This window comes from Mycobacterium avium subsp. avium (genome assembly GCF_009741445.1).
Taxonomy (GTDB): domain Bacteria; phylum Actinomycetota; class Actinomycetes; order Mycobacteriales; family Mycobacteriaceae; genus Mycobacterium; species Mycobacterium avium.
Map to the genome: position 1 here is coordinate 1757820 of NZ_CP046507.1, position 14111 is coordinate 1771930.

15 protein-coding genes are annotated in these 14111 nt (G+C 68.3%); 8 read left to right on the plus strand and 7 right to left on the minus strand.

Translation table 11 applies throughout. The features are described from left to right. Positions 1–69: 69 nt before the first annotated feature. Positions 70–546, plus strand: a complete 477-nt coding sequence (locus MAA44156_RS08135) for a nuclear transport factor 2 family protein (protein ID WP_009976881.1) — start codon at positions 70–72, stop codon at positions 544–546. On the opposite strand, the gene MAA44156_RS08140 is transcribed toward MAA44156_RS08135, so the two are convergent. Next, on the minus strand, positions 547–1290 hold the full coding sequence (locus tag MAA44156_RS08140; RefSeq protein WP_003876631.1) for a DJ-1/PfpI family protein: 744 nt from the start codon (positions 1288–1290) through the stop codon (positions 547–549). It abuts the gene before it with no gap. Between the two features lie 33 nt (positions 1291–1323). Then, positions 1324–2274, minus strand: coding sequence for a GlxA family transcriptional regulator (locus MAA44156_RS08145; protein WP_033713188.1), 951 nt, complete (start codon positions 2272–2274; stop codon positions 1324–1326). A gap of 122 nt (positions 2275–2396) precedes the next feature. On the opposite strand from MAA44156_RS08145, the gene tpx reads away from it, so the two are divergent. After that, positions 2397–2891 carry a thiol peroxidase gene (gene tpx, locus MAA44156_RS08150; RefSeq protein WP_009976879.1) on the plus strand — a complete coding sequence of 165 codons (495 nt, stop codon included), beginning with the start codon at positions 2397–2399 and terminating at the stop codon, positions 2889–2891. A gap of 12 nt (positions 2892–2903) precedes the next feature. Here the strand turns inward: tpx and MAA44156_RS08155 are convergent, their stop codons facing one another. Both MAA44156_RS08155 and MAA44156_RS08160 read right to left on the minus strand, forming a co-directional pair. Then, positions 2904–3866, minus strand: a complete 963-nt coding sequence (locus MAA44156_RS08155; RefSeq protein WP_003876634.1) for an NAD(P)H-dependent flavin oxidoreductase — start codon at positions 3864–3866, stop codon at positions 2904–2906. Then, on the minus strand, positions 3863–4252 hold the full coding sequence (locus MAA44156_RS08160; RefSeq protein ID WP_023880045.1) for an NYN domain-containing protein: 390 nt from the start codon (positions 4250–4252) through the stop codon (positions 3863–3865). Before MAA44156_RS08160 ends, MAA44156_RS08155 begins: the two co-directional genes overlap by 4 nt. A gap of 65 nt (positions 4253–4317) precedes the next feature. Between MAA44156_RS08160 and MAA44156_RS08165 the strand changes: the two genes are divergently transcribed. The 3 genes from MAA44156_RS08165 to MAA44156_RS08175 all read left to right on the plus strand — a co-directional run bounded on the left by MAA44156_RS08165 (position 4318) and on the right by MAA44156_RS08175 (position 8038). Beyond that, entirely contained in the window at positions 4318–5502 is a 1185-nt protein-coding gene (locus MAA44156_RS08165) for an acyl-CoA dehydrogenase family protein (protein WP_009976876.1), read from the plus strand. A gap of 51 nt (positions 5503–5553) precedes the next feature. Continuing rightward, entirely contained in the window at positions 5554–6456 is a 903-nt protein-coding gene (locus MAA44156_RS08170) for an NAD-dependent epimerase/dehydratase family protein (RefSeq protein WP_009976874.1), read from the plus strand. A 127-nt stretch (positions 6457–6583) separates the two neighbouring features. After that, positions 6584–8038, plus strand: coding sequence for an aldehyde dehydrogenase family protein (locus MAA44156_RS08175; protein ID WP_009976873.1), 1455 nt, complete (start codon positions 6584–6586; stop codon positions 8036–8038). 71 nt (positions 8039–8109) lie between these two features. Here the strand turns inward: MAA44156_RS08175 and MAA44156_RS08180 are convergent, their stop codons facing one another. Further along, entirely contained in the window at positions 8110–8364 is a 255-nt protein-coding gene (locus tag MAA44156_RS08180) for a hypothetical protein (protein ID WP_009976871.1), read from the minus strand. 230 nt (positions 8365–8594) lie between these two features. On the opposite strand from MAA44156_RS08180, the gene MAA44156_RS08185 reads away from it, so the two are divergent. From MAA44156_RS08185 to MAA44156_RS08195, 3 genes are all read left to right on the plus strand, one after another. Then, complete coding sequence (locus MAA44156_RS08185) at positions 8595–9800, plus strand: IS110-like element IS901 family transposase (protein ID WP_009974923.1); 1206 nt, start codon at positions 8595–8597, stop codon at positions 9798–9800. Between the two features lie 177 nt (positions 9801–9977). After that, positions 9978–10649 carry a hypothetical protein gene (locus MAA44156_RS08190; protein WP_011725028.1) on the plus strand — a complete coding sequence of 224 codons (672 nt, stop codon included), beginning with the start codon at positions 9978–9980 and terminating at the stop codon, positions 10647–10649. Between the two features lie 29 nt (positions 10650–10678). After that, positions 10679–11524, plus strand: coding sequence for a class I SAM-dependent methyltransferase (locus MAA44156_RS08195; RefSeq protein ID WP_011725027.1), 846 nt, complete (start codon positions 10679–10681; stop codon positions 11522–11524). An 18-nt stretch (positions 11525–11542) separates the two neighbouring features. Here the strand turns inward: MAA44156_RS08195 and MAA44156_RS08200 are convergent, their stop codons facing one another. Both MAA44156_RS08200 and MAA44156_RS08205 read right to left on the minus strand, forming a co-directional pair. Continuing rightward, complete coding sequence (locus tag MAA44156_RS08200) at positions 11543–12364, minus strand: glycoside hydrolase family 16 protein (protein WP_011725026.1); 822 nt, start codon at positions 12362–12364, stop codon at positions 11543–11545. 66 nt (positions 12365–12430) lie between these two features. Beyond that, positions 12431–13843, minus strand: coding sequence for an IS110 family RNA-guided transposase (locus tag MAA44156_RS08205; RefSeq protein ID WP_080555769.1), 1413 nt, complete (start codon positions 13841–13843; stop codon positions 12431–12433). Positions 13844–14111: the final 268 nt, after the last annotated feature.

A 14111-nucleotide genomic window follows, 5' to 3' on the forward strand; every position in this document is an offset into this window, starting at 1 on the left:
CCCCATTCGCCACGACCGACCCGATGAACTGACCCGAAAAACGGGAGAACACGTTCTAGTGTGTCCGCTATGGGCCGATTCACCAGGGCAGAAATCGAGAACGCCGTCGACAATTACACGCGGGTGGTCGAAGGATGCAGCGCGTCCGGCGACTGGCGCCCCTTCGCGGACCTGTTCACCGAGGACGTCGTCTACACCGAGCATCACTACGGGGTCTTCCGCGGCCGTGAGGCGGTGCGGGACTGGATCGTCGCGGTGATGGCGCCGTTTCCGCACATGCGATTTCCGTCCGGCTGGACCGCCTACGACGAGGACAACGACGCGGTCGTGGTGATGATCAAGAACCTGCTGGATCACCCGACCGACCCGCAGGGCGAGCCGTTCTGGTTCCCCAACTGGACCCGGCTGGTCTACGCCGGCGACGGGCTGTTCAGCAGCGAGGAGGACATCTACAACCCGAACCGTGATGCGCCCGGGGTGATCGCGGCCTGGTTGCAGGCCGGCGGCCGGCTCACCTCCAGCGAGATCCTGCAGCCCAACCCGTGATCAGGCCGGCGACAGATCCGGTTGCCGCCTGCGCCGCCGGGACCTGACCCTGTCCAGCGCCTGATCCCAGGCCAGCAGGGCGGTGGCCTTGAGGTAGGTGGGGGACAGGCTGTCCCGCGAAAGCAGCGCCGTCGCAGCGGCTTTCGTGCTCGCCGACGCCTTGGACAAATGACCCGAGTCGAACGGCGGCTGCGGGTCGTACTCCAGGGCGAGCTGGATGGCCTTGGCGCGGCCGTCGCCGCCGATCTGCGCCGCCAGCCACAGCGCCAGGTCGAGCCCGGCGGACACACCGGCACTGGTGACGATGCCGTCCTCGTGCACGATGCGTTCGTCGGGCACCGCGGTGACGCCGAACGCCTTGAGCGCGGGGATGGTCAGCCAGTGCGACGTCGCGCGCCGCCCGTCCAGCAGGCCCGCGGCCGCCAGGATCAGCGAACCCGTGCACACCGACGTCGTCCAGGTGGCGGTGCGGTGCGCCGCGCGCAGCCAGTCGAGCAGCGCGTCGTCACGGGCATGGACCGCGGTGCCCGGGCCGCCCGGCACCAGAATCACGTCGGGAGAAGGTGTTTCGGCCAGCGAATGCGTAGCACCGATGACCAGCACACCGGAATCGGCGGTGATCGGTCCGGTTTCGTGCCAGACGAACCGGACCTCGGCGCCGGGCAGGTTGCGCAGCACCTCGTACGGGCCGATCATGTCCAGCGCGGTGAATCCCGGATAGGCCAGGAACGCGATCTGAGTCATCGGGGTGGTCCTTTCTCCATCAAGCCCGGGGCATCACGCGAATGCCTTGCGGTATTGGTCGGGTGAAATGCCAACGCGGCGAATGAAATTGCGCCGCATCGTTTCCGCGGTGCCGAAACCGCACCGGGCGGCGATGGTGACGACGGTGTCGTCGGTCTCCTGCAATTGACGCCGCGCCGCCTCGGTGCGAATGCGTTCCACGTACTGGCCGGGCGCCTCACCGATTTCGGCGGTGAACACCCGGGTGAAATGGCGCGGGCTCATCGCCGCCCGGCGGGCCAGCTCGTCGACGGTGTGCGGGCGCCCGGGCTCGGCCTCGATGATCTCCTGCACCTCGCGGATCGAGTCCCGCCGGGCGCGCGGCATCCACACCGGCGCCGCGAACTGCGTCTGCCCGCCCGGCCGGCGCAGATACAGCACCAGCCAGCGGGCAACCGTCTGTGCGACCTCGGTGCCGTGGTCGTCCTCGACCAGCGCCAGCGCCAGGTCGATGCCCGCGGTGACCCCGGCCGCGGTCCACAAGGTGTCCGAGCTTCGGACGAAGATCGGGTCGGCGTCGACGTCGACGGCGGGGAACTCGCTCGCCAACCGATCGGCGAAGGCCCAGTGGGTGGTCACCCGGTGCCCGTCCAGCAGTCCCGCCTCGGCCGCAAGGAACGCGCCGGTGCACACCGTCACCATCCGCCGGGCACGCCCGGCGACAGCCTTGATCCAGGCGATCAGCTCGGCATCGCCGCGTGCGGCGTCGACGCCGGCACCGCCGGGCAGCACGACGGTGTCGATCGGTCGGCCCGGGTCCGGCAGCGCGGTGGCGACGAACCCCAGCCCGGCAGGCGTCGTGACCGGCTGCCCGTCGACCGAGGCCAGCACCACCTGATACCCGCCGCCGGTCAACAACGATGCGCCGGAGAAGACGTCGTGCGGTCCCACCACATCGAGCGCCTGCACTCCGGGAAACCCGGCGATCACCACCTGGCGCGGCACCAACTCCGGCATGAACTCAGTGTTGGGCACCCGGGCCGCGTCGTCTACGCCATGCACCCCATGAATCAGGACACGGGGACCTGCCCCACGACGGCCGCGGCGGGCTTGGCAGACTGTGCCCCATGGCACAGATAACGTTGCGTGGAAACCCGATCAACACCGTCGGCGAGCTGCCCTCCGTCGGCTCCAAGGCCCCGGCCTTCAGCCTGACGGGCGGCGACCTGAGCCCGGTCACCAGTGATCAATTCAGCGGTAAGCCGTTGGTGCTCAACATCTTTCCGTCCATCGACACGCCGGTGTGCGCGACCAGCGTGCGCACCTTCAACGAGCGGGCCGCCGGCGCCGGCGCCACCGTGCTGAACGTGTCCAAGGACCTGCCGTTCGCGCAGGCGCGATTCTGCGGCGCCGAGGGCATCGAGAACGTCAAGACCGCGTCGGCCTTCCGGGACAGCTTCGGCGACGACTACGGGGTCACCATCGCCGACGGGCCGATGGCCGGGCTGCTGGCCCGGGCCATCGTGGTGGTCGGCGCCGACGGCAACGTCGCCTACACCGAGCTGGTGCCCGAGATCGCCCAGGAGCCCAACTACGACGCGGCGCTGGCCGCGGCGGGCTAGCGGCACGGCTACCTAGGCGTCGTCGGCCCAGTCCAGTCGCGCCGAGGTGGCCGCCAGCACCTCGCGGCAGCCTTTCCACATCTGCTTGATGATGTCGGCGGCCGGCGGGAGGTCGCGGATACGCCCGGCCACCTGGCCGGTGTTGGCCACGCTGGCGTCCAGGTCGCCCTCGAAGTAGAGCCGCTGCACGCGTTGCAGCGCCGCGGCGCCCTCGCCGGCGGCGCCCGCGGCCTCCAGCCGCTCCGCGGCGGGCGTGCGAATGACGCGCATCATGCGTTTGCCGTCGAGGGGGAGCAGGACGGTCGCCGTCTCGTCGGCCGCGACGACCGCCTGCTTGAGGTTGACGTGCACCGGCGAGTCCGCGGAGGCGAGCAGCCGGGTGCCCATCTGCACGGCTTCGGCGCCGAGCACGAACGCGGCCGCCATCGATCGGGCGTCGCAGATCCCGCCGGCGGCCACGATGGGGACGTCGACGTGGGCGGCCACCAACGGCAGCAGCACCATGGTGGAGGCGCCGAACCGGTTCTTGAATCCGCCGCCCTCGACGCCCTCGACCACCAGGCCGTCCACCCCGGCGTCGACGGCCTTCTTTGCCGCCGCCAGCGTGCCCACCACGTGGAACACGGTGATGCCCGCGTCGTGCAGCCGATCGGTGAACAGCGCCGGATCCCCGGCCGAGGTGGTGACGAACCGAATGTCGTTGGCGACAAGCAAATCCAGCATCGCCGGGTCACGGTTGAACAGCAGCGCGATGTTGGCGCCCACCGCGCCGGCGGTCAGCTCGCGCACCCGTCGCAGGTCGGCCCGGCCCTGATCAGACGTGGTCTCGATGATGCCCAGCGCGCCGGCGTTGGAGACCGCGGCCGCCAGCTGAGCGCCGGCGATGTAGGTCATCGGGGCGCCGAGGATCGGGATGTCGATGTGTGCCAGGCGGCAGACCCGGTTGGCAGCGGGGACTGGGGCGTCGGTACTCATCGGTGCCGCGGCTCGATCAGGTCACGGAAGCTGTCCGACCCCTGCACGCGGGCGCCCAGATTCCGCACCCGTTCGGCCAGGGTGCGGTCGGAGCGGTCGGAGGTCACCACGCAGATGCCGGGCGGGTCGGGGTCGGCCGTGACCAGCCGGACGATCTCGTCGTCGGCCGAATTCGCCGCCGCCCGGGGTGCGTGGGCGATGCCGATCACCGACGAGGTGACGACGGCCGCCGGTGGCCGCTCGAAGACCACGGTGACGTCGTCGTCGCGGCCCGACGCCCAGCGGTCCAGGCGCTGTACCAATGCGACCATGGCGCCGTCGCGGTCCTTCCACCAACCGTCCGGGCGGCTGCCAATCACATTCATTCCGTCGACTATCCACCGCACAACGCTTACCGTAAGGCTGCTGCTGCCGTCGCACCCAGCGATGAGGCCACGATGGGAAGGGCCACATGACATCGATCGCCGACACCGATGACCGGGTGGTCGCCCTGGCCCGCGGGATGCGGGACCTGGTGCAAGACCAAGCTGCCGAATCGGAGCGGATGCGCACGCTGACCCCGGCGATCGTCGACGCGATGTGGGCGAGCGGGCTGATGTCGGCGTTCAACACGATCGAAGCCGGCGGGGTGGAGCCGTCGTTCACCGAGATGATCGAGACGTGGATCGAAATGGCTTGGCAGGACGGCTCATTCGGCTGGGTGGGCATCGCCAACCTGCCGTCGTCGTTCGCCGCGGCGGCCTATCTGCCCGACGACGGCTTCGCCGAGGTGTTCACCGCGCACGACAACCACGTCACCATGGGCGGCCAGTTCTTCCCCAACGGGCAGGGCGCCGCCGTCGACGGCGGTTACCTGGTGAGCGGGGCGTGGAACTTCGGCTCGGGGATCGGGCACTCCCAGTACGTCGCCGCCGGGTTCCTGCCGATGGACGACGGCGAGATGCGTTGGATCAGTGAGGGTTTCCCGGAGATGCGGGTTGCCGTCATTCCCCGCGAGCAGATCAGCTTCGACGACGGCTGGTACGTGCAGGGCCTCAAGGGCACCGGCTCCTACGACTACAGCGCCCGGGACGTGTTCGTGCCCGCCGCCCGCACCTTCGAGCTGTTCACCCGGGCGCCGTTCCGCGGCGCCTCGCCGGCCACCCGGATGGGGCTGATGCCCGTCACCGCCGCCGGGCACGCGTCGTGGGCGCTGGGGGTGGCCAAGAGCATGCTCGACGACGTGCAGGAGCTGGCGGCGACCAAGTTCCGGATGAGCGACATGGCGTCGCTGGCCAGCCGCCCCACCTTCCAGAAGGGGCTGGCGCATCACCGCGCGGCCTGGCGCGCGGCCCGGCTGTTGGTGCTGGATGCGTTCACGACCGCCGAGGCGGCGGTGGCGGCCGGGCAGGAGCTGACACCGGCGCTGCGCGCCGACATGCGGGTGGCCGCCGTCTACGCCACCGACACGGCCCGCGGCTGTGCCGAGTGGGCGCATCTGGTCGCCGGCACGAGCTCGATCCGCGAGGGCAGCCGGCTGGAGCGGGCCTTCCGCGACATCTACACCGGAACCCAGCACGCCTTCATCAGCGAGAAGGTGGCCATCGACGTCGCGCAGATCTGGCTGGGCATCATCGAGGACCAGCCCGGCTTGTGAGTCCCCGCCTTTCGCCCCTGCGGTGACGTCGTGTCCCGCTACCATCAGCGGATGCGTGGCTCGAAAATCCTGATCACCGGCCCGACCGGTCAAATCGCCACCCCCGTCGCCCGGGCGCTGGCGGCCGACAACGAGGTGTGGGGCATCGCCCGCTTCACCGATGCCGCCGCGCGAGAAAGGCTCGAGCAGGCCGGGATCCGGTGCCAGACGGTGAATCTGGCCGCCGGCGACTTCACCGGTCTGCCAAGCGATTTCGATTTCGTCCTCAACCTCGCGGTGGCCAAGAGCGGAAGCTGGGACAAGGACCTGGCGGCCAACGCCGAGTCGGTGGGTGTGCTGATGGCCCACTGCCGCAACGCCAAAGCCTTCCTGCATTGCTCGTCGGCCGCGGTCTACGACCCGCCCGGCGACGAGCCGCGCAGCGAGCGCTCCGCCCTGGGCGACAACCACAAGCCGCTGTTTCCCACCTATTCCATCTCCAAGATCGCCGGGGAGGTGGTCGCCCGGTCGGTGGCGCGCATCGTCGGGCTGCCCACCACGATCGCCCGGCTCAACGTCCCCTACGGCGACAACGGCGGCTGGCCGTTCTACCACATGGAGATGATGCTGAGCGGCATCCCGATCCCGGTGCCACCCGGAGAACCCGCCCGCTACAACCCCATTCACGAGGACGACATCATCGCCACCATCCCCAAGCTGCTCGACGTGGCGTCGGTTCCGGCGACCACCGTCAACTGGTGCGGCGACCAGACCGTCAGCCTGCAGGAGTGGTGCGGCTACCTCGGCTCGCTGGTGGGCAGGGAACCGGTCTTCGAGCCGAGCGAGCGCGCGCTGCGCGGCAACCCGACCACCGTCGACCGGATGCACGAGCTCATCGGCGGCACCACGGTCGACTGGCGCGACGGCATGCGCCGGATGGCGGCCAAGTTCCACCCGGAGCTCGTCGGCGTCTGAGCCCGGCCACCCCCGGCGGATGCTTGACCACGCAGCGCGCACAATGCTAAGCAAGTGCTCAGCACCGAGCGCAGCGGGCGCTGGGCGCGACGGCTCGCCAGAGGACTCGCCAGAGGAAAGGGATCAGATGACGGTGCAGGCGGTATTGGACGACATTCGCAAGCGCCCCGGAACGGGTGACGTCATCGCGGTCATCGATCCCGCGACGGAGGAGAAGATCACCGAATTCACCGACTGCGGCGCCGAAGCGGTCGACGAAGCCGCCGCCCGGGCGAAGGCGTCCTTCGAGTCGGGCGTCTGGTCGCAGCTGCCGGGCCGGGAGCGGGCCAAGATCCTGTGGCGGATCGGGGATTTGATCGACGAACACGCCGAGGAGTTCGCCCAGCTGGATTCGCTGAACACCGGTATGCCGTTGCTGCAGGCGCAGCTGCAGATGTCGACGTGTTCGGAGTTCTTCCGCTACTACGCCGGCTGGTGTTCGAAGATCAACGGCACCGCCTACGACGTGAAGACCGACGGCATCGCGACCGACACGTTCGTCAACATGCACGCCTACACGCTCAAGGAGCCCTACAGCGTGGTGGGGCTGATCTTCCCGTGGAACGGCCCGATCTTCAACGCCAGCGCCAAACTCGCGCCGGCGCTGGCCGCCGGATGCAGCCTGCTGGTCAAGCCCGCCGAGGAGACGCCGCTGTCGGCGCTGCTGCTGGACCGGCTGGTGCACGAGGCCGGGGTTCCCGAGGGTGTGGTCAACCTGCTGACCGGCTACGGCCACACCGCGGGCGCGGCGATCACCGCGCATCCCGACGTCGAAAAGGTCGCCTTCACCGGGTCGACCGAGGTCGGCAAGGAGATCGTGCGGGCGTCGGCCGGCAACCTGAAGAAGGTCACGCTCGAGCTCGGCGGCAAGTCGCCGGTGCTGATTTTTGACGACGCCGACCTGGACAAGGCCATCCTGATGGCGTCGCTGGGCATCTTCGTGCACTCCGGGCAGGGCTGCGTGTGCGGGTCGCGGATCTTCGTGCAGCGCGGCGTGTACGACCGCGTGGTCGAGGGCATCGCGATGATGGCCAACACGTTCAAGCTGGGCGCGCCCAGCGAGGAGGGCTGCGTGAGCGGGCCGCTGATCAGCCAGAAGCAGCTGAACCGCGTGATGGGCTTCATCGACAAAGGTAAGAACGACGGCGTCGAGGTGGTCACCGGCGGCTACCGGCTGGACCGCAAGGGTTACTTCGTGCACCCCACGGTGCTCACCAACGTGGACCCCGGCATGCGGCTCTACCAGCAGGAGATCTTCGGTCCGGTGGTCGCCATCCTGCCCTTCGACGACGAGGACGAGGCGGTGGCGATGGCCAACGACACCACCTACGGCCTGGCCGCCACCGCCTGGACGGAGAACCTGGGCCGCGCCCACCGGATCGTCAAGCGGCTGCAGGCGGGCAGCGTCCAGGTGAACTGCCAGTTGGTGTTCGACCACGACGTGCCCTTCGGCGGATACAAGCAGTCCGGCTGGGGCCACGAGTTCGGTAAAGAGGGCCTGGAGATCTACCTGAAGACGAAATCGGTCTGGGCGCAGCTGTAGACCAGTCGCCGCAGCGACGAGAGTTAGTGAACTGCAAGCACATTCGCCGACTCTCGTCGCCGGTTGGTCGGTTACGACCCCTTGGTGTAGCGGCTCAGGAACCCGATTGCCGCAATCCCGGCGACCACGCCGATCACCCCCCACAACACCACCTGGAAGACCATCGCGCCGAACAGCCAGCCGAATGTCATCCCGAGGTAGAGAAGCCAGAACAGCCGAAAGACGCTCCACGCCGCCACGGCGCCGGCGCCGAGCCCGATGTAGAGGCTGCGCTGCCGATCCACGCGGTTGATCTGTTCTTCGATGCTGGCGGGCACGATCTTCATTGGTGGCTTCCTTAGGGTTGAAGGGGTCTGGGATTGGATGTCCTGGATGCCCAGGACGGTGGGGTGTGGCTAATGTGTTGTTGCAACGGTTGTTGCTTGAAAGGAATGGCCGCCCTGCCGTTTTGGACGGTCCTGGCCACTGATTGAGATCTGACGCGTACTCGATGACGCTGCTCTAAGGACCTGTTGGCGGGGTTGTCCGCGGGGACTGCGACGACAGGAGTAGCGGTATGGCCGAACCCGACCGAGTGTGGGTGGGTATCGACGTCGGTAAGTCCACTCATCATGCGTGCGCGATCGATGACACCGGAAAGGTGGTGTGGTCGAAGAAAATCCCGAACGAACAGGCCGCGATCGAAGACCTGATCGCCCAGGGCGGCCGGATTGCTAACCACGTGGTGTGGGCGATCGATTTGACCTCGCCGCCGGCGGCGCTGCTGATCGCCGTACTGCTGAGCGCGAAAGCCGAGGTGGTGTATGTGCCGGGCCGCACGGTTAACACGATGAGTCATGCGTTCCGCGGCGAAGGCAAGACCGACGCCAAAGACGCGCGGGTAATCGCCGAAACCGCTCGGCACCGACGAGATCTGTCCCCGGTCGTACCCGGCGAAGACCTGGTTGCCGAATTGCGGTCGCTGACCGCATACCGGTCGGATCTGATGGCTGACTGGGTGCGAGGCGTGAACCGGCTGCGCTCGATGCTCACCGCCATCTTCCCTGCTCTGGAAGCTGCGTTCGACTACTCCACCCGCGCGCCGTTGATCCTGGTATCCGCTATGTGCACTCCGGGCGAAATCCGGTCGGCAAAAAGAGCTGGCGTGATCAAGCACCTTCGGAAAAACCGGGCATGGCCCAACAACATCGACACGATCGCCGACAAGGCGCTCGCCGCGGCAGCAGGCCAGATAATCACCCTTCCCGGCGAAGCCGGAACCGCCGCGCTCATCAAGCAACTCGCAGCACGGCTGCTGGACTTGGATCGGCAGATCAAGGACATCGATAAGCAAATCACCAACAAATTTCGTGAGCATCCCAGCGCCGCCATCATCGAGTCGATGCCCGGCATGGGGCCACACCTGGGCGCTGAGTTCCTCGTAATCACCGGCGGCAACATGGCCGCCTTCACCAACCCCGGCCGACTGGCATCGTTCGCCGGATTGGTACCCGTCCCACGCGATTCCGGCCGTATCACCGGCAATCTGCATCGGCCCAAGCGCTACAACCGGCGCCTGCGCCGCGTGTTCTACCTCGCCGCCCTGTCCAGCCTCAAGATCGAAGGTCCCTCGCGGGCTTTCTACGACCGCAAACGATCCGAGAACCATATCCACACCCAGGCCCTGCTTGCCCTGGCACGCCGCCACGTCGACGTCCTGTGGGCACTGCTGCGCGACAACAGAACCTGGCAACCCCAGCAACCAACCGTGGCAGCTGCCTGACGCACTCACCGGGCGTCCTCACCGCTTGACACGCTCATTGAGATTCCTTTCGTGAGGGGCGGCGCCGGAGTGGCGCCGTCGTTGCGCCCAGTGCAAGCCCGGCCGGCGGCTACCGATCCCAACCACGTCCGGCACGCACTACCCTGCACGGCAGGGGGCTGTCGAAAGGGTTCGCCGGTGAACGTGTCGCGAGTTGCCCTGGTCCCCATCGCCGTCCTGGCCTGGGCGCTGTTCCTGCCGGCGGGATCCGCGGCGGCCGATCCGCCACCCACCCAGGTGATCACCGTCGTGGCGGTCGGGCCGGACGGCCAAGCCATCAACGGCTATCGGGTGGCGGCCGGGCCCGACAGCGTCGGGCACGCATCCGAGTGTTCGCAACCGTCACCGTCGGCGGTCGACGACAACGTCTACTACTGTTCGCCGAGCGCCGCCGGTGCCGGCACCTGCTGGCCGTCCACGCCGGGATCCCTTCTGTGCGTAGACAATCCGTGGGACAGGCAGATGCACCGGGTGACGTTCGACGGGCAGCTGGCACCCGTGCGCGCGCCCGCCGACCCGGACCCGTTCGCGCTGACCCTCGACGACGGCACCCGCTGCCTGCTGCGCAACGGCGGCGCGTGGGGCGGGCGGGCCGACGGGTACGTCGGCGTCTACGGATGCGGCGGCGCCGGTTCGGATCTGGCCGTGCTGTGGCAGCCCAGCCAGGGCCGCGGCTCCTGCATCGACCGCTCGGCACCGGCGTGGACCGTCAAGGTCGGCCGGCTCGGGGCGCCGGACGCAGTGCTGCCGCCGCCGGCGACCCGCACGGTGACCGCCGCCTGGCTGGCCGGCGGCAGGGCCGGTCAGTAGCGCCGCCGCCGTACTGCTATAACGCACGTATGTCAGGCCCAGGGCACACCATCACCCATGTTTCCGACACGGCGCGCTGGACGGCGTTGCACCGGGCCACCGAATCCGCGCGGCCCGACGCGATTTTCTGTGACCCGCTGGCCGAACGTCTCGCCGGTGACCACGGCCGCGCGATCGTCGACCACGTGCCGCGCACGACGCGCAACGGGTGGTGGCTTGTCGCGCGGACCAAGATCATCGACGACGCCATCGCCGAGGCCATCGCCCAGGGCTGCGACCGGGTGCTGAACCTGGCCGCCGGGCTGGACACCCGGCCGTATCGGTTGAACCTGCCGCCCGATCTCACCTGGGTGGAGGCGGACCTGCCGGCGTTGCTCGCCGAGAAGACGCAGGTCCTCGCCGACGAGGTGCCGCGCTGCCGGTTGACCCGAACCGCAGTCGACCTGGCCGACGGGGTCGCCCGGGACGCGTTTTTGAACGAGGCGCTGGACGGTGCGACCAAGGCGCTGGTGCTCACCGAGGGCCTGTTGATGTATCTGGACGACAGCGACGTGTCCGCGCTGTCGGCGGCGCTGCAGCGGCCCGAGGTCCGCTGGTGGATGCTCGACTTCGCCGGACCCGGCCTGAAGAAGATGATGAACAAGAAGATGGCGGGCATGCTGGCCAACGCGCCGTTCAAGTTCGCCCCGGACAACGGGTTGGCCTATTTCGAAAACCTGGGTTGGCGAACGGTCCAGGTGGAGGCGCTGTATTCGGCGGCCCGCCGGCTGCGGCGCTTGCCGCTGGTGATGCGCCCGCTCGGCTGGCTGCCGCAGCCGGATCCGCGCCGTCCGGGTCGCCGGGCGTGGAGCGCGGCCGCGCTGCTGACGCACTGACGGCGCCGGCGGGCATTGCTACCAGACGCGGATCCAGTCGATGAGCATGTCCGCGGGATAGCTGCCCGGGCCGGGGTCGCCGCCGCCGGACCCGGCCACCGCCAGGTTGAACACCGGAAAAACCGTGTAGCCCGGGCCGTTGAACGGCCAATCCGGCAGCGAACTGGCGGGCACGTCGAAGTACGGTTGCGCGCCGTCGACGTAGTCCTTCCAGAACCGGATGCCGGCCTCGTCCCACTGGCATCGCCAGGTGTGCCAGGCGCTGTCCACCGCGATGTTGTGGGTCTTCCACTCGCCGCCGTTGGCTTTGGCATGCACGGTGGTGGCCGAGGGCCAGTTGCCGTTGCCGTACCACTCCATGACGTCGATTTCGCCCTGGTCGTCATTACCCAGCCAGTAAGCCGGCCAGGCGCCGGCGGTCAGGCAGTCCAGTTTGATCCGGGCCTCCCAGGTGTGGCCGACGCCGCCGCGCCACAGACTCTGCACCTTGCCGCTGTAGTAGGTGGGGCCGTCCTTGGCGGCGCGCAGCACCAGGTTGGACTTGCCGTCGAGGAAGACGTTGCGGCGGTCGTCGCGGTACTGCCCGATGTTCTCCGGGCGTTCCCAGTAAGTCGGATCCTTAATCGTCTCGCGGGCTTTGGCCACCGCCCATTTGGACGCGTCCGGCGCCGAGCCGGCCGGACCGTCGAACTCATCCTGGAAGAGGTAGGTCCCGGATTGGCCGCTGGGCGCCGCGGGCGGCGGGGCCGGACTGGCCCCGGCTCTCGGGTTCGGCAGCGCCGCTGCCAGCACTCCGATTCCGGTGGTCACAATCATGCGGCGGCGATCGATCTCCGGCATAAGCAAGGGACCCTAGCAGCCCGCCGGCGCGGATTCGAAACGGCAAATGTGAGTTCCTAAGGGGAGTCAAGCTACTTCGGTGGGTTTTATGCTGGGGTGGACGGGCCGGTGAATTGGAGCGCGTAGCGACTCCTGTTGTTCCCGGCCCGTCCTGCCTTTTTGGCGCTGGGAGTAGCGCTTGGAGGCAGCGTTGATGCGAGTCTTCTTGTCGACGGTGTGGTGGGCGCGGACGATGCGGCGTCCTTCTTCGAAGGTGATGGGTCGTCCGTCGGTGTCGCGCAGCACGTAGTGCGCTCCGGCGCGCCAGCAGGTGGCGATGCGGGTGAGCAGGATGGTGGCAATGTGGCAGATCGCCGAATCGTGGTGGCGCTCGGTGCTCATCAGGCGTTTGTATTTCGCGGCCAGTTGCGGGTCGCTCTTGCGGGCTTGGTCAGCGGCGGCGAAGAGGGCTTCGCGCAGCAGCGGGTCACCGGCTTTGGTGAGTCCGTGGCGCTGTTCTGCTTGTCCGGACTGGTTGACCTTGGGGACGAGGCCGGAGTAGGCGCGGATGGCGGCTAGGGAGTGGAACCGGTGCGGGTCGCCGATGCGGCCGGCGATGACCGCACAGGTGACGGGCCCGACGCCGGGTGCTGAGGCGATGATGCCGCGCGGGTCGGCCTCGGCGTAGAGGTTGGCGGCGCGCTCGTCGAGGTCGTCGATCTGCTCGGTGAGCATCTGGGCTTGCTCGGCTTCGGTAGCGATGTCGGCGGCCAGTTCGGCGAAGTCGATGCGGGCATTAGCGCCAGATCCCCATAGCTGCAGCGATTCTTGGGCGGCGGTCAACAGCAGGGTGGCGTGTGGTTCGCGCCAGGCGCCGCGGGAGTGGCGGATCAGGAAGCGGGTCAGGCGGGCATGGCCGAGACGGATCAGGCTGTGCGGGTCGGCGTAGCGGGCCAGCAGTGCCAGCGCGGCCTTGCCATAGTTGGATCCCAGCGCGTCGTACCAGGCTGGACCGAGGAGCTCGAGCTGGGCGTCAAGGCGCTGGAAGACTGCGGTGCGGCGCTTGACGATCGAGGAGCGGATCTTGACCAGGCGCCGCAGCGGTTCGCCGGGCCCGTCGCCGCTGTGGTCACGCAGCCCCTCTGGATGCAGCAAGGGCAACCGGGCCAACAGCTTGGAGTCCAGATGGTCATTTTTGGTGTGCTTGGAGTAGTAGGCGCGCAGGTCTGCTGACTGGGTGGTGGGCACCATCGAGATCCGGGCGCCGTGATGACGAAACCAGGATGCCAGCGGAACCCATGCGTTGCGGGTGGGCTCCATCACCACCCGCACGGTGTCTTGCTCGCTGAGTCCGATTACTTTCCAGAGCTTTTCGAGGTCGGCGGGCCGGGTGAAGAACTTTCGTCCGGTCCACACATACGTCCCATCGGGACGGGCCAGCGATGCTTGATGAGCAGCCCGGCACGCCACGTCGATACCCAAAATCAGTTCCACGCACATCCTTTCGACGGATCCAGGTCAGTCCCCGGCTCCGACGGGCATGGCCCAGACATTCCGCAAGCAGAAGTCCGCTCCCGAGCGGCTCCAAGTTCCCGAACAGGGACACCGGTCGGCACCTGAGACGCGCCGCGGACGACCACTCAAAAATCAGGAATCACCAGGTGTTCCGGTCGGTGGCCTCGGCCGTCCGCGGACGCCCACTAAACCTAAATGTCGGTGGTCGTCGCTATCGTTCGGTCCGGCCGGCATGGACGGCGGCGGGCAGTGG

Bases quoted from the DNA above. Each gene is read 5' to 3' on its own strand.
- MAA44156_RS08135 (WP_009976881.1), top strand. From the start codon at position 70: ATGGGCCGATTCACCAGGGCAGAAATCGAGAACGCCGTCGACAATTAC.
- MAA44156_RS08140 (WP_003876631.1), bottom strand. From the start codon at position 1,290: ATGACTCAGATCGCGTTCCTGGCCTATCCGGGATTCACCGCGCTGGAC.
- tpx (WP_009976879.1), top strand. From the start codon at position 2,397: ATGGCACAGATAACGTTGCGTGGAAACCCGATCAACACCGTCGGCGAG.
- MAA44156_RS08155 (WP_003876634.1), bottom strand. From the start codon at position 3,866: ATGAGTACCGACGCCCCAGTCCCCGCTGCCAACCGGGTCTGCCGCCTG.
- MAA44156_RS08165 (WP_009976876.1), top strand. From the start codon at position 4,318: ATGACATCGATCGCCGACACCGATGACCGGGTGGTCGCCCTGGCCCGC.
- MAA44156_RS08170 (WP_009976874.1), top strand. From the start codon at position 5,554: ATGCGTGGCTCGAAAATCCTGATCACCGGCCCGACCGGTCAAATCGCC.
- MAA44156_RS08175 (WP_009976873.1), top strand. From the start codon at position 6,584: ATGACGGTGCAGGCGGTATTGGACGACATTCGCAAGCGCCCCGGAACG.
- MAA44156_RS08180 (WP_009976871.1), bottom strand. From the start codon at position 8,364: ATGAAGATCGTGCCCGCCAGCATCGAAGAACAGATCAACCGCGTGGAT.
- MAA44156_RS08185 (WP_009974923.1), top strand. From the start codon at position 8,595: ATGGCCGAACCCGACCGAGTGTGGGTGGGTATCGACGTCGGTAAGTCC.
- MAA44156_RS08195 (WP_011725027.1), top strand. From the start codon at position 10,679: ATGTCAGGCCCAGGGCACACCATCACCCATGTTTCCGACACGGCGCGC.
- MAA44156_RS08200 (WP_011725026.1), bottom strand. From the start codon at position 12,364: ATGCCGGAGATCGATCGCCGCCGCATGATTGTGACCACCGGAATCGGA.
- MAA44156_RS08205 (WP_080555769.1), bottom strand. From the start codon at position 13,843: ATGTGCGTGGAACTGATTTTGGGTATCGACGTGGCGTGCCGGGCTGCT.